Annotated in this window: 19 protein-coding genes; 2 read left to right on the top strand and 17 right to left on the bottom strand. The window is 67.1% G+C overall.

Annotated features, from left to right (window positions below; translation table 11 throughout):
• The first annotated feature begins 82 nt into the window (after positions 1 to 82).
• Positions 83 to 955 (top strand): NAD-dependent protein deacetylase, encoded by an 873-nt coding sequence (locus ACAG24_RS15715; RefSeq protein ID WP_370473773.1) that lies wholly within the window; start codon positions 83 to 85, stop codon positions 953 to 955.
• Here the strand turns inward: ACAG24_RS15715 and proB are convergent.
• The 11 genes from proB to ACAG24_RS15660 all read right to left on the bottom strand — a co-directional run bounded on the left by proB (position 899) and on the right by ACAG24_RS15660 (position 15,923).
• Positions 899 to 1,999: a glutamate 5-kinase gene (gene proB / locus ACAG24_RS15710; protein WP_445206198.1), complete on the bottom strand. Its 1,101-nt coding sequence runs from the start codon at positions 1,997 to 1,999 to the stop codon at positions 899 to 901. The genes ACAG24_RS15715 and proB overlap by 57 nt on opposite strands.
• Entirely contained in the window at positions 1,999 to 3,453 is a 1,455-nt protein-coding gene (gene obgE, locus ACAG24_RS15705) for a GTPase ObgE (RefSeq protein WP_370473775.1), read from the bottom strand. The genes proB and obgE overlap by 1 nt, the downstream gene beginning before the upstream one ends.
• 87 nt (positions 3,454 to 3,540) lie before the next feature.
• A complete protein-coding gene (gene rpmA / locus ACAG24_RS15700; RefSeq protein WP_370473776.1) occupies positions 3,541 to 3,810 on the bottom strand; it encodes a 50S ribosomal protein L27 in 270 nt (89 codons plus the stop codon).
• A gap of 17 nt (positions 3,811 to 3,827) precedes the next feature.
• On the bottom strand, positions 3,828 to 4,151 hold the full coding sequence (gene rplU / locus ACAG24_RS15695) for a 50S ribosomal protein L21 (protein ID WP_278041282.1): 324 nt from the start codon (positions 4,149 to 4,151) through the stop codon (positions 3,828 to 3,830).
• Between the two features lie 155 nt (positions 4,152 to 4,306).
• On the bottom strand, positions 4,307 to 7,240 hold the full coding sequence (gene rne / locus ACAG24_RS15690) for a ribonuclease E (RefSeq protein WP_370473777.1): 2,934 nt from the start codon (positions 7,238 to 7,240) through the stop codon (positions 4,307 to 4,309).
• Positions 7,241 to 7,548: 308 nt separating this feature from the next.
• Entirely contained in the window at positions 7,549 to 7,959 is a 411-nt protein-coding gene (gene ndk / locus ACAG24_RS15685; protein WP_370473778.1) for a nucleoside-diphosphate kinase, read from the bottom strand.
• Positions 7,960 to 8,075: 116 nt separating this feature from the next.
• On the bottom strand, positions 8,076 to 8,459 hold the full coding sequence (locus tag ACAG24_RS15680; RefSeq protein ID WP_370473779.1) for a DUF4233 domain-containing protein: 384 nt from the start codon (positions 8,457 to 8,459) through the stop codon (positions 8,076 to 8,078).
• Positions 8,456 to 9,883: a bifunctional tetrahydrofolate synthase/dihydrofolate synthase gene (gene folC / locus ACAG24_RS15675; protein ID WP_370473780.1), complete on the bottom strand. Its 1,428-nt coding sequence runs from the start codon at positions 9,881 to 9,883 to the stop codon at positions 8,456 to 8,458. Before folC ends, ACAG24_RS15680 begins: the two co-directional genes overlap by 4 nt.
• Positions 9,884 to 9,897: 14 nt before the next feature.
• Positions 9,898 to 12,582: a valine--tRNA ligase gene (locus tag ACAG24_RS15670; protein WP_370473781.1), complete on the bottom strand. Its 2,685-nt coding sequence runs from the start codon at positions 12,580 to 12,582 to the stop codon at positions 9,898 to 9,900.
• A gap of 49 nt (positions 12,583 to 12,631) precedes the next feature.
• A complete protein-coding gene (locus ACAG24_RS15665; RefSeq protein ID WP_370473782.1) occupies positions 12,632 to 13,912 on the bottom strand; it encodes a saccharopine dehydrogenase family protein in 1,281 nt (426 codons plus the stop codon).
• Positions 13,913 to 13,922: 10 nt separating this feature from the next.
• Positions 13,923 to 15,923: a prolyl oligopeptidase family serine peptidase gene (locus tag ACAG24_RS15660; protein ID WP_370473783.1), complete on the bottom strand. Its 2,001-nt coding sequence runs from the start codon at positions 15,921 to 15,923 to the stop codon at positions 13,923 to 13,925.
• A gap of 61 nt (positions 15,924 to 15,984) precedes the next feature.
• On the opposite strand from ACAG24_RS15660, the gene ACAG24_RS15655 reads away from it, so the two are divergent.
• Positions 15,985 to 17,148 carry an FAD-dependent monooxygenase gene (locus tag ACAG24_RS15655; protein ID WP_370473784.1) on the top strand — a complete coding sequence of 388 codons (1,164 nt, stop codon included), beginning with the start codon at positions 15,985 to 15,987 and terminating at the stop codon, positions 17,146 to 17,148.
• Between the two features lie 7 nt (positions 17,149 to 17,155).
• Here the strand turns inward: ACAG24_RS15655 and ACAG24_RS15650 are convergent, their stop codons facing one another.
• From ACAG24_RS15650 to ACAG24_RS15625, 6 genes are all read right to left on the bottom strand, one after another.
• The gene (locus ACAG24_RS15650; RefSeq protein WP_370473785.1) at positions 17,156 to 17,656 is read right to left on the bottom strand and encodes a transglycosylase family protein; all 501 of its coding nucleotides are present in this window, start codon (positions 17,654 to 17,656) and stop codon (positions 17,156 to 17,158) included.
• Between the two features lie 244 nt (positions 17,657 to 17,900).
• Positions 17,901 to 18,224: a transglycosylase family protein gene (locus tag ACAG24_RS15645; protein ID WP_445206197.1), complete on the bottom strand. Its 324-nt coding sequence runs from the start codon at positions 18,222 to 18,224 to the stop codon at positions 17,901 to 17,903.
• Positions 18,225 to 19,239: 1,015 nt separating this feature from the next.
• On the bottom strand, positions 19,240 to 19,860 hold the full coding sequence (gene mobA / locus ACAG24_RS15640; RefSeq protein ID WP_370473786.1) for a molybdenum cofactor guanylyltransferase: 621 nt from the start codon (positions 19,858 to 19,860) through the stop codon (positions 19,240 to 19,242).
• Positions 19,861 to 19,896: 36 nt separating this feature from the next.
• Positions 19,897 to 20,979: a 2-oxoacid:ferredoxin oxidoreductase subunit beta gene (locus ACAG24_RS15635; RefSeq protein WP_370473787.1), complete on the bottom strand. Its 1,083-nt coding sequence runs from the start codon at positions 20,977 to 20,979 to the stop codon at positions 19,897 to 19,899.
• Positions 20,980 to 21,007: 28 nt separating this feature from the next.
• Positions 21,008 to 22,945: a 2-oxoacid:acceptor oxidoreductase subunit alpha gene (locus ACAG24_RS15630; protein WP_370473788.1), complete on the bottom strand. Its 1,938-nt coding sequence runs from the start codon at positions 22,943 to 22,945 to the stop codon at positions 21,008 to 21,010.
• A 337-nt stretch (positions 22,946 to 23,282) separates the two neighbouring features.
• On the bottom strand, positions 23,283 to 24,293 hold the full coding sequence (locus ACAG24_RS15625) for a LacI family DNA-binding transcriptional regulator (RefSeq protein WP_370473789.1): 1,011 nt from the start codon (positions 24,291 to 24,293) through the stop codon (positions 23,283 to 23,285).
• Positions 24,294 to 24,351 lie beyond the last annotated feature (58 nt).

Raw genomic sequence — 24,351 nt, 5'->3', positions numbered from 1 at the left:
TTTTCACCTCGGCAATGGCAGCGGCGAGTCGTTTGACCAGCGTGAACACAGCCACCCGGACCGATCGCCTACATTCGGAGGGGTGGAAGCTCCCGAACTCGTCGCCCTGCTGCGGGGTAGACGCGTCGCGGTGCTGACCGGCGCGGGGATCTCCACGGATTCGGGGATTCCCGACTACCGGGGCCCCGACTCCCCGCCGAGCAACCCGATGACGATCCGCCAGTTCACCTCCGATGCGGTGTTCCGGCAGCGGTACTGGGCCCGCAACCACCTCGGGTGGCGGCACATGGACCGCACGCAACCCAACGCCGGACACCGAGCGTTGGCAGCACTCGAGCGAGCCGGTGTGGTCAGCGGGTTGATCACCCAGAATGTCGACCTGCTGCATTCGAAGGCGGGCAGCCAGACGGTCGTCGACCTGCACGGCACGTACGCACGGGTGATGTGCCTGGACTGCACATTCACCATGCCGCGCGCGGTCTTGGCGGACCTGCTCGAAGAGGCCAACCCGGGGTTCGCCGAGATGGCCGCAACTGTCGGCGGAATCGCGGTGGCCCCCGATGCCGACGCGGTGGTCGCCGACACCGCATCCTTCCGGGTCGTCGACTGCCCGCGCTGTGGCGGCATGCTCAAACCCGACATCGTCTACTTCGGGGAGAGTGTCCCCAAAGAACGTGTCGAACAAGCCTATTCACTCGTCGACGATGCGGAAGCCCTGCTGGTCGTGGGGTCTTCGCTGACGGTGTACTCCGGATATCGCTTCGTCCGCCACGCCGCCGCGGCGAGCATGCCCGTTGCGATCATCAACCGCGGCCCCACACGCGGAGATGACCTGGCGACCGTCAAGATCGACAACAGTTGCTCGCCCATGCTGGCGCTGCTCGCCGACGAGCTGCCCTCAGACCGCGACCAGGTCGTCGGCGTGCACGGCGGGCCTGCGCATCTCGGCCGGTAGGTCTGAGGTGGACCGTCCCAGCATCGTCGCCAGTTCCGCAGCGTCATAGGCCACCACGCCGCGGGCCACCATCGTGTCCGACTGGTCGCGCAATTCGACCACGTCGCCTCCGAAGAACCGTCCTGACAGGCCCGTGATACCTGCGGGTAGCAGCGAACGACGTTGCCGCACAACTGCTCTGACGGCCCCATCATCGAGGGTCAGCGCCCCGGCCGATTCCGCGGCATAGCGCACCCAGAATCTGCGCGCCGACATCCGCTCGGGCCGCGGCGCGAACACCGTGCCCACCGACGCGTCGTCGAGCGCCGCGGCGGCGTCCGACGCCGCGGCCAGCAACACCGGCACCCCGGCGTCGGCGGCCAGCAGCGCCGACGACAGCTTCGACACCATTCCGCCGGTGCCCAGATGGCTGCCGCGGCCGGCCGTCACCCCGTCGAGATCGTCCGGCCCGGACACCTCGGAGATGAAGCGCGCGTCGCTCTTGCGAGGATCGCTGTCGTACAGGCCGTCGATGTCGGACAGCAGGACCAGGGCGTCGGCGCCGACGAGGTGGGCCACCAGAGCCGACAGCCGGTCGTTGTCGCCGAACCTGATCTCATTGGTCGCGACCGTGTCGTTCTCGTTGACGATGGCCACGGCATGCAGCGCGCGCAGTCGGTCCAGTGTGCGCTGAGCGTTGGTGTGCTGCACCCTCATCGAGATGTCGTGCGCGGTCAGCAGCACCTGGCCGACAGTGCGGTCGTAGCGCCCGAACGCCGTGCTCCACGAGTTGACCAGAGCGACCTGCCCCACGCTGGCTGCCGCCTGCTTGGTCGCGAGGTCGGTGGGTCGCTTGGTGAGACGGAGCGGCTCGATACCCGCCGCGATGGCGCCGGAGGACACGATCACCACGTCGGACCCGGCCTTCATCCGCGCCTCGATCGCGTCGGCGAGGTACTGCAGCCTGCTGGTGTCGAACACGCCCGACGGCGTGGTCAGCGCTGTCGTGCCGATCTTGACGACGATCGAGCGCGCGTTGCGGATAGCGTCCCGGTGCGCGCTCATCACTCGGCGTCCGTGTCGTCGCCACCCTGCCTGCGCGCCTTGCGCGCGGCCTTGCGCTCGTCAGCGGAGACGCGGTCGCTCTGCTCGAGTCGGACGTCGGTGCCGCGGCCGGACAGATGCACATCGACACCGGCGGGGGTCTGCGGCTCCCAGTCGAACGTCATGTCACCGATCGTCACCGCACAGCCGGGTCGCGCCCCCAGTTTGAGAAGTTCGTCTTCGACGCCCAGGCGGGCGAGCCGGTCGCCCAGATAGCCGACCGCCTCATCGTTGTCGAAGTTGGTCTGCGCCACCCACCGCTGCGGCCGGGTGCCCTTGACGACGAACCCGCCGTGACCGTCCGGCGCAACGGTGAACGACGTCTCGTCGACGGCGATGGGGCGGATGACGGGGCGTCGGGGAACAGCAGCCGGCTGAGCAGCGCGGTAGGCCGCCACCATGTCCCACAAGGCGAACGTCAACGGCCGCAAGCCTTCTCGTGCGACCGTCGAGATCTCATATACGGGCCAGCCGAACCGGGTGGCCACCTCTTCGCGGACGAAGTCGGCCAGCTCGCGCGCATCGGGCACGTCGATCTTGTTCAGCACCACCGCGCGTGGGCGGTCGGCGAGGTCGCCGAGCGTCGAATCCCCCTGCAGCGTCGGCTGATAGGCCGCGATCTCGGCTTCCAACGCTTCGATATCGGAGATGGGATCGCGACCGGGCTCCAGCGTCGCACAGTCGACCACGTGGACCAGCACCGCGCAGCGCTCGATGTGTCGCAGGAAATCGAGTCCGAGACCGCGCCCCTCCGACGCGCCCGGGATGAGACCGGGAACGTCGGCGACGGTGAAGGTGTTCTCCCCCGCCGACACGACGCCGAGGTTGGGGGCCAATGTGGTGAACGGGTAGTCGGCGATCTTCGGCTTGGCCGCCGAGATGGCGGAGACCAGCGAGGACTTGCCCGCCGACGGGAACCCGACCAGCCCGACATCGGCCACTGTCTTCAGCTCAAGGGTGAGGTCACGGGTTTCGCCCTGCTCACCCAGCAGAGCGAAGCCGGGCGCCTTCCGGGCCCGCGACGCCAGCGCGGCGTTACCTAGGCCACCGCGACCGCCGGCGGCAGCTTCGAATCGGGTGCCCGTGCCAACCAGGTCGGCCAGGATCTGGCCGTGCTCGTCGAGGACGACGGTCCCGTCGGGAACCTTCACCTCCAGGTCGGCTCCCGCAGCACCGTCACGGTTGCTGCCCGCCCCCTGCTTGCCGGAGGGCGCGACAACGTGCGGATGGAAGTGGAAATCCAGAAGGGTGTGGACCTGCGGGTCGACAACGAAGACGATGCTGCCGCCACGTCCGCCGTTACCGCCGTCGGGACCGCCGAGAGGTTTGAACTTCTCGCGGTGGACCGAGGCGCAGCCGTTGCCGCCGTTGCCCGCCCGCGCGTGAATGACGACGCGGTCGATGAAGCGAGGCATCGGAGGTCCTTTCCATGACGAAATCTACGTTTTGCGGGCCGGAACGCGGAGGCGGTCGGCGCAAGACGTCGATTCCGACGTAAGGACCTAGGCCTCGGCGACGGGGGTGGGACGCACGACGTTGACCGTCTTGCGACCGCGCTTGGTGCCGAACTCGACGGCTCCCGGGGCCGTGGCGAACAGCGTGTCGTCACCACCGCGACCGACGTTCACGCCGGGGTGGAAGTGGGTGCCGCGCTGGCGGACCAGGATCTCGCCTGCCTTGACGACCTGCCCACCGAACCGCTTGACGCCGAGCCGCTGGGCGGCTGAGTCGCGACCGTTGCGTGAGCTGGAAGCGCCCTTCTTGTGTGCCATGTCTGTCGCTCCCGTCGTTACTTGATGCCGGTGACCTTGAGCACCGTCAGCTGCTGACGGTGACCCTGGCGCTTGTGATAGCCGGTCTTGTTCTTGAACTTGTGGATACGGATCTTCGGGCCCTTGGTGTGCTCGAGGACCTCGCCGGTGACCGCGACCTTCTCCAGCGCCTTGGCGTCGGTGGTCACGTTCGCGCCGTCGACGACCAGGGCGACGGGCAGCGAGACCGAGGCGCCGGGCTCGACATCGAGCTTCTCCACCTTGACGATGTCGCCGGCGGCGACCTTGTACTGCTTGCCGCCGGTCTTGACGATCGCGTACGTGGCTGTATTCGCTGCCATCGCTTGGTCTTCCTCTGCTCTACGTGCGGGCGCGCAACACCGCGGGTGTGCGTGCGGGTCTGGGTGGGATCTCGTCCCTTCTCCGGCCGGCTGTGGGCAGGCCCTGGAGACAACTGGTCAAGGGTACGTGACCAGCGGGTAGAGGGTCAAACCGCTCAGTCGTGGCTGGGCGGACCAGCGGGTCGGGCGGCTGCCCGTCTGCGCTGCCTACCCACCGGGGCGGCGACGGCGACGCGCTCCTGCTCGTCTTCGTCATCCGAGTCGTCGTCATCCGAGTCGTCGTCATCCGAGTCGTCCTCGTCATCATCCAACTCGTCGTCCGAGGCGTCGTCCTCGTCGTCGTCCTCGTCCTCGTCGTCGAGAGGGTCGATGTCGTCTTCATCGTCCTCGTCCTCGTCGTCGAGATCGATCTCGTCCTCATCGGAGTCTTCCTCGTTGCCGAATTCGTCGTCGCCCTCGTCTTGTCCGTCGACCACCGCCGTATCGGCATCGAGCTCCGCGACGCCTTCGGAGGCGACGGCGGTGTCCTCGCCGTCCTCATCGTGCTCGTGCTCGTCGTCCTCGTGCTTACCGTTGGCCGCGGCCATCGCCTTGAACATCGGGTGGTCACCGGGTGAATGCGACGGCACCTTGGCGACCTGGACTTCCTGCTCGGTGCGGCCGCCGCGCTTGCCGCGCTTCCCGCGCCGCCCACCGCCGCCGCCGTTGCCTGTATCGGACTTGCGAGCATTCGGAGCGGCGGCCGTGTCCACGGGGTCGCCGTGCAGCACGATCCCGCGGCCCGCGCAATGCGTGCAGGTCGTCGAGAACGCCTCGATCAGCCCCGTGCCCAGCCGTTTCCTGGTGAGCTGCACCAGACCCAGCGACGTCACTTCCGACACCTGATGCCGGGTGCGGTCACGGGCCAACGCTTCGGTCAAGCGGCGCAGCACCAGATCGCGGTTCGACTCCAGCACCATGTCGATGAAGTCGATGACGACGATGCCGCCGATGTCGCGCAGGCGCAGCTGTCGCACCGTCTCCTCGGCGGCCTCGAGGTTGTTGCGGGTGACGGTTTGCTCGAGGTTGCCGCCCGAGCCGGTGAACTTGCCCGTGTTCACGTCGACGACCGTCATGGCCTCGGTCCGGTCGATCACCAGCGTGCCGCCCGACGGCAGATACACCTTGCGGTCCATCGCCTTGGCGAGCTGCTCGTCGATGCGGTGCACGGCGAACACATCGGGGGCGTCGGGGGTCGCGGGTTCGTACTGCGTCATCCGCGGGAGGAGTTCCGGCGCCACCGAGTTCACGTAGTCGGTGATGGTCTTCCATGCGTCGTCACCCGACACGATCAGACCGGAGAAGTCCTCGTTGAAGAGGTCGCGAATGACCTTGACCAGCACGTCGGGCTCTTCGTAGAGGGCGACGGCCGCGCCGGCCTTTTTCCCGGTGATCTCGGCGGCCTTGGACTCGATCTCGGTCCAGCGCTTCTGCAATCGCTCGACGTCGGTGCGGATGTCCTCTTCCTTGACGCCCTCGGACGCGGTTCGGATGATCACGCCCGCATCGGACGGGACGACCTCGCGCAGGATCTCCTTGAGACGCTGCCGCTCGGTGTCGGGAAGCTTGCGGCTGATGCCGGTGGACGACGCCCCCGGCACGTAGACGAGGTAGCGGCCCGCCAGGGAGACCTGGGTGGTCAGCCGCGCACCTTTGTGGCCGACCGGATCCTTGCTGACCTGGACGACGACGTAGTCGCCGGGTTTGAGCGCCTGCTCGATCTTGCGCTGCGCACCGCCCAGTCCGGCGGCCTCCCAGTTGACCTCGCCCGCGTAGAGCACACCGTTGCGGCCGCGACCGATATCGACGAACGCCGCCTCCATCGAGGGCAGCACGTTCTGCACGATGCCGAGGTAGATGTTGCCGACCAGCGACGCGGACGCCGCCGATGTCACGAAGTGCTCGACGACGACGCCGTCTTCGAGCACCGCGATCTGCGTGTAGCGAGCCCCCTCATGCGGAGGTTCGGTGCGGACCTTGTCGCGGACCACCATCGTGCGCTCGACGGCTTCGCGGCGGGCAAGGAACTCGGCCTCGGACAAGATCGGGGGCCTGCGCCGTCCGGCGTCGCGGCCATCCCTGCGGCGCTGCCGCTTGGCTTCCAGCCGGGTCGAGCCGCTGATCCCCTGGATCTCGTCGCTCTTGTCTGCCTTGTCGCCCTTGCCGGACTTTCGGGGTTCGCGCTCGTGCACAACCGTATTGGGCGGATCGTCGGGCGAACCGCTGCTGTCACCGTCGTCGTCGGAGCCGGACTTGCGGCGCCGGCGACGACGTCGCCTGCGGTTGCTGGCATCACCGCCGGAGCCGTCGTCGTCTCCGGTGTCGTCGTCGGCATCCTCGCCGGCATCGTCCGACTGCGACTTCTCGTCGGCCTCGCCGTCCCCGTCGGCGTCGCTGCCGGACTCGTCGCCGTTCTGCTCGCCCCGGCCACGTCCGCGGCCCCGGCGCCCGCGCCTGCGGCGCTTGGCGGCAGGCCGTCCTGACTGGTCGTCGTCCGCGTCGCCGTCCGCGTCGTCGGAATCGTCGGCGTCCGTGCTGTCGTCGTCGTCGTCGCTGTCGGCATACCGCTCCTCGAAGCGGACGGGTTGCGGCGCGACGAACAGCGGCAGGTAATCGGCGGGCTCGGCGGTGGAAGGGGAACTCGGCGCCTCCAGGATCAGCCGGGACTCCGGCTCTTCCTCGGTGGGCGGCTCCTCGGCCTCCGGGATTGCTGCGGCGGGCTCTGGTTCGGTCTGCGCCTCGACGGCGTCGGTGGCGACCTCGGTCACCGGCTCGGGCACGGCCGCCCCCTCGGACGCGGCCAATGCTTCACGAACGCGGTCGGCTTCTTCGCGCCCCACTGACGAGTGGGCGCTGCGGGCTCGGCCGTCGAATTCGGCGAGCGCGTCGATGATCCGCCTGCTGGTGGTGCCCAGCACCCTGGCCAGCGAATGCACCCTGAGCTTCTCCGGCGCCGGCGCATCCTTTGCTTCGGCGGGGGCGTCAGCTACGTGCTGAGGCTCTTCCGCGAGGTCGTGAGATGGTGCTTGAAAATTCTCATTGTCGGCCACGTATTCTCCTCAAGCCCCCGGGCGCGTCAGTTTGCTGACGCGGCCACGCGAGGGCTTCCGATTCTGTATCCGGGCTACCTACTCCCGAACTTTTTATGGTCTCGCTCCGAGTGATCCCGAAGGAACGGTCTCGGTGCCTGTCTGAATGATGGCTGGACGGCTGCGCCGCACCGATGTAACGGTGGTCGCGCTCGTCAAAGTCTTCATTCGGATGGCCGACCCGGGTTGTAAGGCCGATCACCCGCGACCAGTATCCCACATCCCGGAGGGTGATCCGAGAAGGCTGGGTTAGCTCGGGCGAGACGCCGTCAGAGACCGGGGAACCAGAGCTCGATCTCGCGGGCGGCGGAGTCCGGTGAATCGGATCCATGAACCAGGTTGAACTGGGTCTCCAGGCCCAGGTCACCGCGGATGGTGCCGGGCGTGGCCTTCTCGACGGGGTCGGTACCACCGGCGAGTTGCCGGAACGCGGCGATGGCACGCGGGCCTTCGAGAACCGCAGCGACCACCGGACCCGAGGTGATGAATTCGAGCAGCGATGCGAAGAACGGCTTGCCTTCGTGCTCGGCGTAGTGGGCGCGAGCTGTTTCGTCGCTGACGTTCTTCAGCTCCAGGGCTGCGACGGTAAGGCCTTTGGCTTCGATTCGGCTGATGATCTCTCCGATGAGGCGGCGTTGCACACCGTCGGGCTTGATCAGGACGAGAGTTCGCTCAGTCACGCCCGACAGCCTAGTCGGACGACGATCAAGCGCCGACGGAGGAGGTGCGTTGAGGAGTCCGACCATCCAACTCAGTCGGACGACGATCAAGCACCGACGGAGGAGGTGCGTTGAGCTCAGTCGTCGGCGGGGCGCTGGCCCGGAAGCAGGCCCCGCTTCTGCCTACGCAGCACCTCGGCCCTCAGGTACGCGATGAGCAGCCAGACCACCAGGAAGAGCAGCCCGATGAAGCCGACGCCGGGATAGATGAACCAACCCGCGACCAGGAGCAGCTGGACACCGAGGTTGGCCCAGATGGCCCAGGACCGGCCCTGCACGCCGGACATGAGCACCAGGAGCACCGCGACGCCGATGACGTAGGCCATCGAGAACCCGGTGAGGCCGGGGCCGACAGCGCCGACCACCGGCAGCGCGAGCAGCACCACGATGGCCTCAAGAATCAGCGTGCCGGCCATGACGCCGCGGAAGCTCTTCCACGGGTCCGGCGCCTGGGTCGTCATGCCGGGTCCTTTCCGAACAGGGTGCGCGCCGCGCCCGCGGTGACCACGGAACCGGTGATGACGATTCCCGCCCCGCTCATCCCCGCGCTGTCGGTGTCATTCCCGGACTCCTCAACCACCGCGGTGGCGGTCTCGATGGCATCCGGGAGCGTCGACGCGGTGATGACGCGCTCGGGCCCGAAGATCTCCTCGGCCTTGACGGCCAGCTCGGCGGCGTCCAAGGCACGCGGTGACCCGTTGTGGGTGACGACGATCTGATCGAGCGCCGGTTCGAGGGCGGCCAGGATGCCGTCGACGTCCTTGTCGCCCATGACGGACACAACGCCGACCATGAACCTGAAGTCGAATTCGTCGCGCAAGGCCTCCGACAGTGCCACCGCCCCCGCCGGATTGTGCGCGGCGTCGATGAAAACCGTTGGCGCGCTGCGCAACCGCTCAAGACGGCCGGGCGATTTCACGGACGCGAAGCCGGCACGTACAGAGTCGATGTCGAGTTGGCGGTCGGCACCGGCACCGAAGAACGCCTCCACCGCGGCCAGGGCGACCGCGGCGTTGTGGGCCTGATGTTCACCGTGCAGCGGCAGGAATATGTCGGAGTACACCCCGCCGAGCCCCTGCAGTTCCAACACCTGTCCGCCGATGGCGACCTGCCTGCCGAGGACGGCGAACTCCGAGTCCTCCCGGGCTACGGCCGCGTCGGCCCGGACCGCCTCCGCAAGGAGAACCTCCATCGCCTCGGGCACCTGGCGGGCGAGCACCGCGACGGTGCTCAAGTCTGTACCCAAGGGAACGAGGTCGTCGGCCTGCTTGGTGATGATCCCGGCCTTCTCCCCGGCGATCGCGGCGATGGTGTCGCCGAGATAGTCGACGTGGTCCATCGAGATCGGTGTGATGACGGCGACCGGCGCGTTGACGACGTTGGTCGCGTCCCAGCGGCCACCGAGGCCGACCTCGACGACGGCCACGTCCACGGGCGCGTCAGCGAACGCGGCGAACGCCATCGCGGTCACGACCTCGAACTTGCTCATCCGGGGTCCGCCCGCGGCCTCTGCCTGTCGGTCGACGAGCTCGACGAACGGCTCGATCTCGCGATAGGTGTCGACGTAGGTCGCCGGGCTGATCGGCTTGCCGTCGATGGAGATGCGCTCGACGGCCGACTGCAGATGCGGACTGGTGGTGCGCCCGGTCCGGCGACTGAACGCCGTCAGCAGTGCGTCGACCATCCTGGCCACCGATGTCTTGCCGTTCGTCCCGCCGATGTGGATCGTCGGATAGCCCTGCTGAGGCGAACCGAGCAGTTCCAACAGCGCCGAGATCCGTGCCGTGCTCGGCTCGATCTTGGTCTCGGGCCATCGCTGATCGAGCAGGTGCTCGACCTGCAACAGGGCTGCGACCTCGTCAGGGGTGGGTTCCACAGATGACATGGGAATCCGCTCCGCTACCCGCCGGCCGGGAGTGCGGCGAGGCGGGCCTTGATCCGCTCCACTTCCTCGCCGGCCACCTGTTGACGGCCCCGGATCTTGTCCACGACATCGGCGGGCGCCTTGGCCAGGAATGCGTCGTTGCCCAGCTTCGCCGAGGTCCCCGACAGCTCCTTCTCCGCGGCGGCGAGATCTTTCTGCAGCCTGCGGCGCTCGGCGTCGACATCCACGGTCCCGGACGTGTCGAGTTCGACGACCACGGTCGCGGCCGACAACCTCACCTCCACCGATGCCGAGGCGCTGAAATCGTCGGCCGGCGGGGTCAGCCACGCGAGCGCGGTGACCGCCGGGACTTGGGCATCCAGGCCCGCCGCGGAGATCTCCGACAACCGGGCAGGCACCTTCTGCCTGTCCCCGAGACCCTGGTCGCTGCGGAACCTGCGCACCTCGGTGATCAGCTTCTGCATGTCCGCAACGCGTTGAGCCGCAGCGTGATCCATGTCGAACCCGCTTGGCGTCGGCCAGTCCGCGATGACCAGCGACTCTCCCCCGGTCAGCGTCTTCCAGAGCACCTCGGTGACGAACGGCATCACCGGGTGGAGCAGCTTCAGCAAGGTGTCCAAGACCGCCGCGAGCACCGCGGTCGTGTGCGAGATCCCTTCGCTCAGCTGCACTTTCGCGAGCTCGACGTACCAGTCGCAGAACTCGTCCCAGGCGAAGTGGTAGAGCGCTTCGCACGCCCGGCTGAACTCATAGGAGTCGAACGCATCATCTGATTCGGCCCGAACCACTTCGAGCCTTCCCAGAATCCAGCGGTCCGCGTCGGTGAGTTCGCCCGCCGGCGGGAGCGCCGCGGGTCTGGCCCCGTTCAGGAGGGCGAAACGCGTGGCGTTGAACAGCTTGGTGGCGAAGTTCCTGGACGCGCGGGCGTGGTCCTCACCGATCGAGAGGTCGCCGCCTGGACTGGCGCCGCGCGCGAGGGTGAATCGCAGCGCGTCGGCGCCGAACATCTCGACCCAGTCGAGAGGATCGATACCGTTGCCCTTCGACTTGCTCATCTTGCGGCCGTGCTCATCGCGGATCAACCCGTGCAGGAAGACGTTCTCGAACGGCACCTGCGCCCCGCGCGCCCCGCCGAGCGTGATCGTCTCGTCGCCCGACACGAACGTCCCGAACATCACCATGCGCGCCACCCAGAAGAACAAGATGTCGTAGCCGGTTACCAGAACGCTTGTCGGGTAGAACTTTTCGAGCTCGGGTGTGCGGTCGGGCCATCCCATCGTGGAGAACGGCCAGAGCGCCGAGCTGAACCAGGTGTCGAGCACATCGGGGTCCTGCTCCCAGCCCTCCGGCGGTGTCTCATCGGGTCCGACACACACCTGCTCGCCGTTGGGTCCGTGCCAGATCGGGATGCGATGGCCCCACCACAGCTGCCGAGAGATGGTCCAGTCGTGCATGTCGTCGACCCAGCCGAACCAGCGCGGCTCGAGGCTCTTGGGATGGATGACGATGTCGCCGTTGCGGACCGCGTCACCGGCAGCCTTCGCCAGCGCCTCCACCTTGACCCACCACTGCAGGCTCAGCCGCGGTTCGATCGGCTCGCCGCTGCGCTCGGAATGCCCGACGCTGTGCAGGTAGGGTCGCTTCTCGGCGACGATGCGCCCTTCGGCGGCCAGCGCCTCGCGCACTGCGACGCGCGCTTCGAAGCGGTCCATGCCGTCGAACCGGGTGCCGGTACCTGCGACGCGGCCTTTGGTGTCGAGCATCGTGGGCATCGGCAGCTGATGGCGCATCCCGATCTCGAAGTCGTTCGGATCGTGGGCGGGTGTGACTTTGACTGCGCCGGTGCCGAATTCGGGGTCCACATGCGTATCGGCGACGACGACGATGTCGTGATCCAGGAACGGGTGCGGAAGGGTCTTGCCGACAAGGTCGCGGTAGCGGTCGTCGTCGGGGTGCACCGCGATCGCGGTGTCACCGAGCATCGTCTCCAACCGGGTGGTGGCGACGACGAGATGCGGTTCGTCGTCATTCATGGAGCCGTAGCGGAACGACACCAGCTCGCCTTCGATGTCCTCGTATTTGACCTCGAGGTCCGAGATCGCGGTCTCCAGCACCGGAGACCAGTTGACCAGCCGCTCGGCCCGATAGATCAGCCCGGCGTCGAAAAGACGCTTGAAGATGGTGCGCACCGCACGAGACAGGCCTTCGTCCATCGTGAACCGGTCTCGGCTCCAGTCCACGCCGTCGCCGAGGCGGCGCATCTGTCCCCCGATGGTGCCGCCGGACTCACGCTTCCAGTCCCACACCTTCTCGATGAACAGCTCGCGGCCGAAGTCCTCCTTCGACTTCCCGTCGACGGCCAGCTGCTTTTCCACCACGGTCTGCGTCGCGATACCCGCGTGGTCCATGCCCGGCAGCCACAGCACTTCATAGCCCTGCATGCGCTTGCGCCTGGTGAGCGCGTCCATCAGCGTGTGGTCCAGAGCGTGGCCCATGTGCAGGCTGCCGGTCACGTTGGGCGGCGGCAGCACGATCGAGTACGGCGGCTTTCCGCTCGCCGGGTCGGCAGTAAAGTACCCCGCGTCGACCCAGCCTTCGTAGAGGTCACTCTCTACCGCCGCCGGGTCCCAGGACTTGGGCAGGGCATCGAGCTCGGGGACGCCGCGCGCGTCACCGTCGGCGTGGGGCTGGGAGGTCACCGCGCCATTCTAGGAAGTGGCTGCGAGATGGTGCGTCGCGCCCGACGGGCTAGTTCAGTCGCGACACGTCGAGCGACACCTGCGATGCGGGAAACCGGGCCAGCAGTGCGTCACCGATCGCGGCGGCAGGCGTCAGGATCCCGCGCAGGTCGGACAGCTTGTCGCGGTCCAGTGCGAGCGCCAGCCCGCTCTCCCCGAGCAACACCGAGGTGGCCTTGTATCCGGGATCACCCTGCTGGGACATCCGGGCGACATAGCGCGCGCCGCTGGTCGTCGTGGTGTACGTCTCAACCGTGTAGTGGCCGCGCTCACGGGTCTGCGCGTTCGGACCGGTGCCCGGCTTGGGCAGCACCTTCTCCAGAGCGGCGCGGGGTACCCGGTTGATGTAGCGGGTGCCGAGCTCCATCGTCGCGACATTGCCTGCGGTGGCCATCGCGGCGATGACGGGTGCGCCCACCGAACGGCCCAGGCTCATCTGCTCGGCGTACTCGAACCGCCTTCCGTAGGCGTACTCCAGAAGCGCATTGCTGCGGCGCACGATGCGGCTGTTGGGGATCGCCATGGGGAACGCTCCCACCCAGTAGCCGTTGAGTTCGGGAGCGATGTCGCGCCCTCGCCGCCAGCGCGCGTCGGGCTGGGCGCCCAGTTCGGGTTCGGCGCTGCGGTCGGGGCTCAGGGTGTACGGGTCGTTGACGAGTTGGCGTCCGTCCGGGTCTCCGGAGGCCTCCCTGGCGAATTCGACCATCGACGCGATCGTGCCGCCCGACGCGCCTCCTGCGAACGTGCGGACCACGAAGTTGGTGTCGCCGAGCTGGCCTGTGCCGTCCCGCTCGGCCTGCCGGTACAGCGCGAACACCGTGAGATCGGAAGGGATGGAATCGAATCCGCACGCATGCACGATGCGCGCCCCGGTGTCGACGGCCTGCTTGTGATAGAGGTCGATGGCCTTGCGGACGAAGAGCGTCTCGCCGGTCAGGTCCGCGTAATCGGTGCCTGCTGCCGCGCATGCGGCGACAAGCGGGAGGCCGTAGCGCAGGTAGGGGCCCACGGTGGTGATGACGACCCGGGTGCTGGCGGCCATCGCGTTGATGGTGGAGGGTTCGGACGCGTCGGCGACGATCAAGGGCCAGTCCTTCGCCGCGTCACCCAGCGACTCACGCACCGCCAGCAGGCGGTCGGTGGAACGGCCGGCCAACGCGATCCGCGCGCCGGCACCCGCGGAGGCGAGGTATTGCGCCGTCAGTTTTCCGACAAATCCGGTGGCGCCGTAGAGAACGATGTCGTGCTCGCGGTCGTGGTTGCCGTCGCTTGCTCCGTTGCTTGCGCTCATGTGTTGGACGCTACCCGAGCAGCTCCGGCAGGTCGGCGTCCTGTCCGAGCACGTGCTGGGCCAGGAACGCCAGCACGACCTGGTACCAGATCTTCGCGTGCTGCGGACTGAGCACCCAGTGGTTCTCGGAGGGAAAGTAGAGGAACCGATGGACGGTGGTGCCTGCCTCGGGGCCTGAGCCGCCGGCGGGAAGGGCGGAGCGGCTCAACAGCTCGTACCAGAGCCGCAGAGCCTCGCCGATCGGCACCCGATAGTCCTTGTCACCGTGGATGACGAGCATCGGCGTGCGGATCTGGGAGACGAAGAGGTGCGGTGAGTTCGCACTGGTCATCTCGGGTGTCATCTCTCTGGCCCACCAGTAGCTGCCGTCGGTGGTCCCGCCGAACTGGTCGAGGGCCCACAGGCCGGCGTGGGTGACGATGGCCGCGAAGCGGTCGGTGTGGCCGGCGATCCAGTTCGCCATGTACCCGCCGAACGACCCACCCATCGCCGCGGTCCGTGTCTCGTCGACGCGGGGGTGAGCGCACGCCGCGTCGGTGGCCGCCATCAGATCCGTGTACGGCGTGAGACCCCATGCACCCCAGCCTCGTTGGATGAAGTCCTGGCCGTAGCCGGTGGACAGCGCCGGGTCCGGGAGCAGCACCGCGTAGCCCTGCGCGACCATCAGCCACGGATTCCAACGCCAGTGCCAGGCATTCCAGCTCGCCAGCGGACCGCCGTGAATCCACAGCAGCAGCGGTGCGGGGTCCGCGCCGTGCGGGAGGACCATCCACGAGCGAACCGTTCTTCCATCGTCGGCGACCGCGACGACCTCGGTCAGTTCACCGGGCGGATCCGGGAGCTCGACACAATCGAGGACGGTGACCGATCCGTCGGCGTCGACGCGGACCGGGTGCGCGGGGGTGGCATAGGAGCTGCGCAGGGCGAACACCACGCCGCCGGGGGCTGTGCGCACATCTGAGTAGGTGTAGTCGTCGGACACCAGCGACCGCACCGCGCCGGTCTCGGGATGCACCGCAAAGATCGGGCCGCGTCCGTTCTCATCAGCGGTCACGATCAGCGCGGTGCCGTCCACCGACCACGTCACCGCGGTCGGCCACCGGTCCCAGCCGGCCGTGATCTCCCGCGGTTCCTGCCCGAAGTCCAGGACGCACAGCGTGATTCGCGGAGCCTCCTGCGGCGTCGAGATCGTCTCGCGAAGATAGGCCACAGATCGCCCGTCCGGTGCGATCGCCGGGAATCCCGCATCGGCGGCGTGATCGTCGACGATCGTGGACCTCTCGGCGGAGGTCAGGTCGACGCGGACCAGGGTGCTGCGCAGGGCCGCACCGGCAGCGGGCACGCTCCAGGATGTAACGAGGAAAGCGCCGTCGGGGCTGATGTCGAAATGCGCCTCCCGCAGCGCTTCTTCGGGTCCCGGGGTCACATCTCGTGCGCCCGCACCCTCGGCGAGGAACAAATGCGTCTGGGCGGGTCCGAGGTCGTGGTCCCAGGCGCGCACCGGGTAGCCGGTGTGCAGGATCGCCGAGACTTTGTTGTCTTTGCGAGCTGCCCGCAGCGTGGCATCGGCGTCGATGTCGGCCGCCGACGGCAGCATCGACGATGCTGCGACGGTGGCCCCGCCGACGGACCGGACATCATCCACACCCCCGGGCAGAGCGCACATCTCGTAGGCCTCGCCGCCGGTCGCGGGCAGGCACCACAGCGATTTCGGTGGCTTGTCGTCGTCGGGAGTGGGCCGCGCAGCAAGGAAGAGAAGGTCGCCGTCGGTGGTGAACTCGGGAGATGACTCTCCTGTGCGGCCGTGGGTGATTCGGCGGGCGGGCCCTTTTCCTTCCGGGTCCAGCTCCCACAGCGCAGAGACGAACTCGGTGCGCTTGTCGTTGAGCTGTGCGACCGTCGTGACGACCCTGGACCCGTCCGGCGACACCGCGAGCGCCGAAACCCGGGGCAATGCGAGGTAGCTGTCGAGATCGTGAAAGGGCGTCGGCGATACCGAGTTTGCGGCCATGCCTCTTCGTAACACAGTGCCGCTTCGTCGGCTGGCGTCGCGAGCCCGCTAGGGTCGCTGCATGCCAGCGCACATCACGATCGTCGGCGCGGGAATCGCAGGCCTGGCCACCGCTGTCGCATTGAGGCGCACCGGTCACACGGTCAACGTCATCGAGCAGCGCGCGGACGTCGGCTCGGGGGCGGGTATCAGCATCTGGCCCAACGCGTTGGCGGCGCTTGACGAGATCGGCCTGGGTGATGAGGTCAGACAGGCGGGCGGACGGGTGACCGCAGGGGCGATCCGATGGCGCGACGGGACGTGGTTGCGTCGCCCCTCGGCGCAGCGGATCGTCGCCGCACTGGGGGAACCTCTGGTGGTCGTCCGCCGGTCCGCGCTGACCGACATTCTGTGGAGTGCGCTTCCACCGGGGACCGTCGAGACGGGCCGGTCCGCGGTCGGCGTGTCGGTCACCGGATCCTCGTCGCGGGTCATGCTGTCGGATGGGACATCCCGTGAGGCCGATGCCGTCGTGGGCGCCGACGGGATTCATTCGATCGTGGCGCGGACGCTCAACGGCCCCCTGCGGACTCGCTACGCCGGATACACGGCCTGGCGCGGGGTCGCCGCGTACACGCTGGATCCCGACCTTGCCGGCGAGACGATGGCCGCCGGAGCCGAAGTGGGTCACGTGCCTCTCGGGCACGACCACACTTACTGGTTCGCCACGGAGCGTGCCGTCGAGGGCAGCAGCTCCCCGGGCGGGGAACATTCCTACCTCACGGCCAAGCTGGCCGGCTGGGCCGACCCGATCCCCACGCTCATCGCCATGACCGACCCCCGCGACCTGCTGCGCAACGACCTCTACGACCGTGCTCAGCCCCGGCACTGGTCACGTGGTCGGGCCGTGATCGTCGGCGACGCCGCGCATCCGATGCGGCCGCACCTGGGCCAGGGCGGCTGTCAGGGCATCGAGGATGCGGCGATCCTTGCTCGTTTCATCGAGCTGTCACCCGATCTGACGACGGCATTCGACTTGTTCGGCTCCTTCCGGAGGCGCCGCGTCCGCGCGCTGGTACGGGAGTCGTCGACGATCGGGCGGGTCGTCAATCTACGTCCGGCGTTCCTCAGCGGACTGGCCAGCCGGGCGACGGCCTTGATTCCGGAGCGGGTGGTGACGTCGCACCTGGCGTGGATCGCTGCCGGGTCAGCCTTCGTTCTGCCGACCGCGGCGGATGTCTCCTAGTGCTCCCTCAGCGCGCGGAGCGCGGGACGAAGAGCGCAGTGCACATCTTGCGGAGGTCGACGATGCCTCCGAACACCGACGTCGGCATCGTCGAGCAGCCGTTGGCGGCCGCGGGCCGCGAGGCCGGCATCGGAGCGGCCGGGGCAGGGTTGCCCCACACCTGAGCCGCGGCGCCCTTGGCACCGCACTTCGGCCACGCCTTCAGGCCCTGGGTGCGGAGCACGTTCTCGGCGACGCGGATCTGCTCGCGTCGCGGCGCGGACGCCGGGTTGCCGACGCCACCGTTGGCCGCCCAGGTGGCCTGCTTGAACTGCAGGCCTCCGAAGTGGCCGTTTCCGGTGTTGATCGACCAATTGCCACCCGACTCGCACTGCGCGATCGCGTCCCAGTTGACCGAATCGGCGTGGGCGGTCGCGGTGCCGCCCTCCATCGCCATCGGCACAACGGCGAGAGCGCCGGAGATCGAGGCGGCCAGGAGGCCCTTGCTGACAACCTTGCGAACGTTCATCTCTGCGGTCCTTCCCCGACCGTTATGACTTGAGGCCCGAAAGTGAAATGGAGCTGTGTTTCACGATGCGGCTACCCGGACTGTCGAGTGATGCAGGTCACCTGTTACCGAAGAGAGCAAAGTTTTAGAAGTTGCTTATATGACGTAAGAGGCGTCTGAGAACAACGAGGCCAAGGGGCCTCGCAACACGAAAAGGGCGGTGCCGACCTAAGTCGGCACCGCCCTTTGTCAGCTGTGGGGTGCGTCAGCCGTGTGAACCGCAGACCGGCCAGGCGCCGATGCCCTGAGTCTGCAGAACGTTGTTGGCCACGCGGATCTGCTCTTCTCGGCTGGCGTTGTGCGGGGAGCCCGAGCCGCCGTTGGACTGCCAGGTACCCATCGTGAACTGCAGGCCGCCGTAGTAACCGTTGCCGGTGTTGATGGCCCAGTTACCGCCCGATTCACAGGCGGCCACAGCGTCCCAGTTGACGCCGTCCGCATTCGCGGTGCCGGCTCCGAGGGCCATGGGCGCCACTGCGAGCGCTCCGGCGATGGTGGCCAGCCCAAACGTTTTGCGGATGTTCTTCAACTTCGATCCTTTCGCCGCGCGCGCGCCATCGACACCCGCAACGACGTGTCGTGTCGTGCGGGCGTGCTGCCTGCAAGCAGGCGGGGTGGTTGGGCCGTGCCGTCTCGGTCAGGCACGGCAGGGGAGGTCGCCTGGACCTCACCGGGTTATGAACCCGGCAGCGCGGGTAGTCACAAGCCACCCGGGCTCCACTCACACGCTGGTTCGTGGTTTTTGAATTATTTGCTCCGTAAGAAGCTGTTTGGGACCGTACAAACCCGATTGCGCAAAGTCATCCCGATCGAGAACGTGTCGCGATCAGATCACGGAATGATCACGGCCGGATATGTTCGGCGTCCACGCAGGTCAACCGTGTGTTTGACGCAGACGGCAGCGGCGCCTCCCCGCACGCTGGAAGTGAGCCAAATCACTGGCATTTTGTGAACTGGCCCACGGACCGGGGGCCGAGGACATGGGCAAAGCGAGGCGAAAGAGCTTGAAGGCGGCCACAACACATCCCGTGGCACCGTTCGGGTGCTTGAATGTTCGCTGGATGGCGGCGTTTTATCTATTGGTCTCTAACTGCGTTGACACGGTGCAGCGCAACAGTTTTCGTCTCATACCGCCTGCCGTCGCGTGCATATTCACAACCGTGCATTTGTCCCGATATCCGCACCTCGAAGCTCAGAACAATTGTGGTACAACATATTCCGCGCTCTTTGAGCTCGTGACCATGCGCCATCGGGCCTACCCGCGGACCGGAAACATAATTCAATTCACTATGGACACGGGCACTTCGGCGCATATCTGAACCACGCCATTGCGCCACATCCACGAAAGGCGCTCGAATGAACGCGCTTTGGTAAGCGGTCACTTCGAAACCGCTTCGCGCGCAGGCGCTTCCGCTGCCGCATGGCAGCGCGGGCGCACACCGCCGACTTCCCCTCTTTCACCAGGCACCGCCTTCTATCACGATAGAACGTGACACAATTCGGGACCGAACAATTGCGCTATAACAGGGTTGAATTCTGCAATTTCAGTTACGGGCTTTGCTGGGCAACCGCGGCGGTAGTACGGCTTCGAGATCGGCGGCGGTGTTGACGTTGGCGAGGGCGGCCTGCTGCTCGGGCAGCACTATGCGCTGCGTGTCCACAGAATCGACCAGCGCCCGCATGCTCCGCTGCCCGGCGTCCAGCAGCGCGGGGATCACGGCGTGCAGCGCGGTGCGGTAGATGCCGGCCAGATAGTGATCGCGCCCGTCCCACGGGAGCACCACGTCGACGTCGAGACGTTGCGCCGGGCCCGCGAGAGCATCAACGATGTCGATGGTGAGCGCCGGCATGTCGACCGCGCACACGAATGCGTGCTCGCGACCCGCCTCCGCTGCGGCTCGAAGCCCTCTCGCGGTGGCCAGGAGAGGCCCGACCCCGATGACCTCGTCGCGCAGCACGGCCGCATCCAGAGCGGGCAGCGCCTGGCCCGGAGCAGCGACCACGAACACGGGTTCGCATCTCGCGCTCACGACCGATGTCACCCGCTCGACGAGCGTCGGCGACCCAGGCCTACCGTCGACCGGCAGGGTGGCCTTGTCGCGGCCCATCCGTTTCGATGCCCCACCAGCGAGTACCACAGCAGCCAACGGCAGCGCTAACGTCACACCCGTGACGTTAGCGCAGCCGATAGCGAAGGTCAGTTAGTCGACGGTCCAGGTGTCTTTTCCACGCAGCAGCGACTGCAGCGCAGCAGTGTCATGTGCCCGGCTGCTACGCGCAGAGGCGATCTGCTGACGCGCCGCATCGTCGTAGGTGGGCTTGTTCACCTGACGGAAGATCCCCATGACCATGTGATCGAGGTTCTGCTCCGAGAGCCGGGACAGCGCGAACGCGTAGGCCGGGTCCTGCAGCGCCGCATCGTGAACCACGATCTCGTCGGCCGAGACGTCGGCGGTCTTGGCGACCTCCAGCCCGTAGCCCGACTTGATGACGCAGTACTCGGCATCGGCTCCGAACGTGATCGGCTCGCCGTGCACGACGTTGATCAGCCGCTCCTCGGCGCCCTCCTTACGCAGCGCGTCGAACGACCCGTCGTTAAAGATCGGGCAGTCCTGCATGATCTCCACAAGCGCTGCGCCACGATGCTGGGCGGCGCCCCGGAGCACCTCGGACAGACCCTTGCGGTCGGAGTCCAGGGCACGGCCGACGAAGGTGGCCTCGGCGCCGAGTGCCAGCGATACCGGATTGAACGGGTAGTCCAGCGAGCCCATGGGCGTCGACTTGGTGACCTTGCCCGTCTCCGAGGTGGGCGAGTACTGACCCTTGGTCAGACCGTAGATCCGGTTGTTGAACAGCAGGATCGTGATGTTGATGTTGCGTCGCAACGCATGGATCAGGTGGTTACCGCCGATGGACAGCGCATCGCCGTCTCCGGTGACCACCCAGACCGACAGATCCTCGCGGGCCAGGGCGAGACCGGTGGCGATCGTCGGGGCGCGACCGTGGATCGAGTGGAACCCGTAGGTCTCCAGGTAGTACGGGAAACGGCTCGAGCAGCCGATGCCGCTGACGAACGCGATGTTCTCGCGGCGCAGCCCCAACTCGGGCAGGAAGTTGCGGATCGTGTTGAGGATGACGTAGTCACCGCAGCCGGGGCACCAGCGGACCTCCTGGTCGCTGGTGAAATCCTTGCCCTTCTGCGGCTCGTCGGTCTTGGGGACCAGGCTGGTCTTCGTCAGCCCCGCATCCGTCAAGCCCAGGTCACTGCCGATCAAGTCAGTCACTTCGCCTCCTCGCGCAAGCGCTCGTCAGTCATACGCTTACCCCCTCAACGGTGGCCGCCGCCAATCGCGCGAACTTCGCCTTCTCGATTTCCTTTTCGGCCAGAGTGCCCTCCAGCGCCGAGTTGATGATGCCCTCCACCTCGTCGGCGAGAAACGCCATTCCCTCGACCTTGGTCACCGACTGCACATCGACCAGGAACTTCCCGCGCAGCAGCAGCGCCAGCTGGCCGAGGTTCATCTCCGGCACGACCACCTTGGAGTACTTCGTCAGCACGTCGCCGAGGTTGGCCGGGAACGGGTTGAGGTGCCGCAGCTGTGCGTGCGCGACCTTGATTCCGTTGCGCCGCGCGCGTCGGCACGCCTCGCCGATCGGGCCGTAGCTACTGCCCCAGCCGAGCATCAGCAGGTCGGCGTCACCGGTCGGATCGTCGACCTCCAGATCGGGCACCGCGATGCCGGCAATCTTCTCCTGACGCAGCCGCACCATCAGGTCGTGGTTCTTGGGCTCGTAGCTGATGTTGCCCGACCCGTTCGCCGATTCCAGGCCGCCGATGCGGTGCGCCAGTCCCGGCGTGCCGGGCACGGCGAACTGACGCGCAAGCGTCTCCGGATCGCGGGCGTAGGGCTGGAACGGCTCACCCTCCTTGGCGAAGGTGTGCTCGATGCCCTCGTAGGTCGAGATGTCCGGAATGGCCCATGGTTCGGAGCCGTTGGCGATGGCGCCGTCGGACAGGATCATCACCGGGGTGTGGTAGTTGATCGCGATGCGCGCCGCCTCAACGGCGATGTCGAAGCAGTCCGAGGGCGACCTCGGGGCCAGCAGCGCCACCGGCGACTCCCCGTTGCGACCGAACATGGCCTGCAGCAGGTCGGCCTGCTCGGTTTTGGTGGGCAGACCCGTCGAAGGACCGCCGCGCTGGACATCGATGACGATCAGCGGCAGCTCGGTCATGACGGCGAGGCCGATGGCCTCGGACTTCAGTGAGATCCCGGGTCCCGAGGTGCTGGTGATGCCCAGCGCGCCGCCGTAGGAGGCTCCGATGGCGGCACCGATGCCGGCGATCTCGTCCTCGGCCTGGAACGTCATCACGTTGAAGTTCTTGTGCTTGGACAGTTCGTGCAGGATGTCCGACGCCGGGGTGATCGGGTACGTCCCGAGCACAATCTGCAGGTTCGACAGGTGACCGGCGGCGATCAACCCGTACGCGAGCGCGGTGTTTCCCGAGATCTGGCGGTATTCGCCCGTCTTGAGCTTCGCGGGAGACACCTCGTAGGTGGTCGCGAAGGCCTCGGTGGTCTCACCGAAGTTCCAGCCGGCCTTCAATGCGAGAACGTTCGCCTCGGCGACGTCGGGCTTGCGGGCGAACTTCTCGCGGATGAACGACTCGCTGTGCTCGAGCTCGCGGCCGTACATCCACGACAGCAGCCCGAGGGCGAACATGTTCTTGGCTCGTTGGCCGTCCTTCTTCGTCGCTCCGATGGACTCGACCGCGCCGAGCGTCAGCGTCGTCATGGGGACGGCCTGCACGACGTAGTCGGACAGTTCCTCGGTCTCGAGCGGGTTGGCGTCGTAGCCCACCTTCGCGAGGTTGCGCTTCGTGAACTCGTCGGAGTTGGCGATGATCAGACCGCCGCGCGGGAGGTCGGAGACGTTGGCCTTGAGTGCGGCCGGGTTCATGGCGACCAGCACGTCGGGACGGTCACCCGCGGTCAGGATGTCGTAGTCGGCGATCTGGATCTGGAACGACGACACACCGGGCAGCGTGCCCTGGGGCGCCCGGATCTCGGCGGGGTAATTCGGCTGCGTGGCAAGGTCATTGCCGAACAGGGCGGCTTCGGAGGTGAATCGGTCGCCGGTGAGCTGCATACCGTCGCCGGAGTCGCCCGCGAACCGGATGACGACCTTTTCGAGCTTCTGCCGAGGCGCTCCTGAGACTGGGCTGGCCACGCTGCCGTTCTCTCCCACTCGCCTGCCTTTCGTGTCGTCCCCGGGTGCGGTCGGGGCCTACGTCTGGCGAATCTCCACCGAGTCGCAGTCGATGTGACGCGCCGCCAGCGGGAGCTCACCAAAGTTTGGTGTCACTGTCAGTACCGATTATTGCACTTCTCTTAGTTAGTCCTATACCGGGCGCGGAGGTTGCGTGCGTGTGGACGGCGACAGAACGCACTGTTCAGCGCGACGCAAACGACAGACATGAGACAAAAGTGTGGTTTTCGTCACGTCTGGGAGGCATGTCGCAACGCCCGCCGACTCTTAGAAATAGTTACCAATCAGTAGCAGCCAGCTAGCACCGAAGATGCTCCTAGTAATGCGTCGGCACGTTGTAGGGCGTGATGATCTGAATCGGCACCGGCCGGGCGGGCTCCACGGGCAAAGCGCCTCGCTCCTGCAGGATCAGCCGCAGCGCCATGCGGGCATCGGCACGAAGGTCGTTGTGCAGCACAGCCGAGATGCGCCCTTCCCGCAGCAGGCGACGATTGTCGGCGTCGAGATCGTGGGCGATGAACACCTTGCACTCGCGGCCGATCTTGTCGAAAGCCGCCACGGTCGCCAGATTGCCCCCGCCCACCGAGTAGACGGCCTCCACGCCCGGGTTGGCCTCGAGGGCTTCGAGCACCAGCCGCTCGTTGGTGGCGTCGATACCGTCGCTCTCACTGACCTCCACGACCGGGCGTCCCGACGTGCGCAACGCGGAACGGAAGCCGACTTCGCGTTCGCCTTCGCCGCGGAAGACGGTGCGGCTGAGCGTGATGAGGACGCCAGACGCGGAGCCTGCCAGCCATTGCTCGACCAGGTATGCGGCGGTGACGCCCGCGCCGTGGTTGTCGATGCCCACGTACCCACACCGGGCGCTGGCAGGTACGTCGGTCGTGTAGGTCACCACGGGAACGCCCGATTCAACGAGGCGGTCGACAGCTTCTGCGACATCGGGGTCGTCCTGCGCCTTGAGCACCACGCCGTGACTTCCGCGGATACCGCTCAGAGCCTCGACCATCTGGGACGCCGATCCCGACTCCCACAGGTGGAATCGGGCTCGCACCATTGCCGGCGCGAAGGCAGGAAGCTCGGCCTCGACGGCGGCACGGAACGCGTCGGAGAAGCGCCGTGGCGTCTGCATGACGACGTCGATGAGGTAGCGACGGCCGTTCAGACGCAACTGAGCGCGTTGTTTGTCCAGGTCTGCGATCGCCTGTTTGACCTCCGCGATGGTGTTCTCCCGAACCCCCGGCCGGTTGTTGAGAACACGGTCGACAGTCGCCTCGCTCAGCCCGGACTGCTGGGCTATCTCGCGGACCTTGTACCGGTGGGGCACTCGTGCTCCTGAGGCTTTTTTGATGGTTTTCTGCCGTTGATTGCGGTGCCGATCACAG

It is taken from the genome of Mycobacterium bulgaricum, from assembly GCF_041287165.2.
In the GTDB taxonomy this organism is placed as follows: domain Bacteria; phylum Actinomycetota; class Actinomycetes; order Mycobacteriales; family Mycobacteriaceae; genus Mycobacterium; species Mycobacterium bulgaricum.
The sequence above is the reverse complement of the archived record's forward strand: the minus strand, read 5'-3'. Positions and strand labels throughout refer to the sequence as shown.

What these genes read in the sequence shown, in the direction of transcription:
- proB (WP_445206198.1), bottom strand. Translation starts at nt 1,999, where the DNA reads ATGAGCGCGCACCGGGACGCTATCCGCAACGCGCGCTCGATCGTCGTC.
- obgE (WP_370473775.1), bottom strand. Translation starts at nt 3,453, where the DNA reads ATGCCTCGCTTCATCGACCGCGTCGTCATTCACGCGCGGGCGGGCAAC.
- rpmA (WP_370473776.1), bottom strand. Translation starts at nt 3,810, where the DNA reads ATGGCACACAAGAAGGGCGCTTCCAGCTCACGCAACGGTCGCGACTCA.
- rplU (WP_278041282.1), bottom strand. Translation starts at nt 4,151, where the DNA reads ATGGCAGCGAATACAGCCACGTACGCGATCGTCAAGACCGGCGGCAAG.
- ACAG24_RS15680 (WP_370473779.1), bottom strand. Translation starts at nt 8,459, where the DNA reads ATGACGACCCAGGCGCCGGACCCGTGGAAGAGCTTCCGCGGCGTCATG.
- folC (WP_370473780.1), bottom strand. Translation starts at nt 9,883, where the DNA reads ATGTCATCTGTGGAACCCACCCCTGACGAGGTCGCAGCCCTGTTGCAG.
- ACAG24_RS15665 (WP_370473782.1), bottom strand. Translation starts at nt 13,912, where the DNA reads ATGAGCGCAAGCAACGGAGCAAGCGACGGCAACCACGACCGCGAGCAC.
- ACAG24_RS15660 (WP_370473783.1), bottom strand. Translation starts at nt 15,923, where the DNA reads ATGGCCGCAAACTCGGTATCGCCGACGCCCTTTCACGATCTCGACAGC.
- ACAG24_RS15655 (WP_370473784.1), top strand. Translation starts at nt 15,985, where the DNA reads ATGCCAGCGCACATCACGATCGTCGGCGCGGGAATCGCAGGCCTGGCC.
- ACAG24_RS15650 (WP_370473785.1), bottom strand. Translation starts at nt 17,656, where the DNA reads ATGAACGTTCGCAAGGTTGTCAGCAAGGGCCTCCTGGCCGCCTCGATC.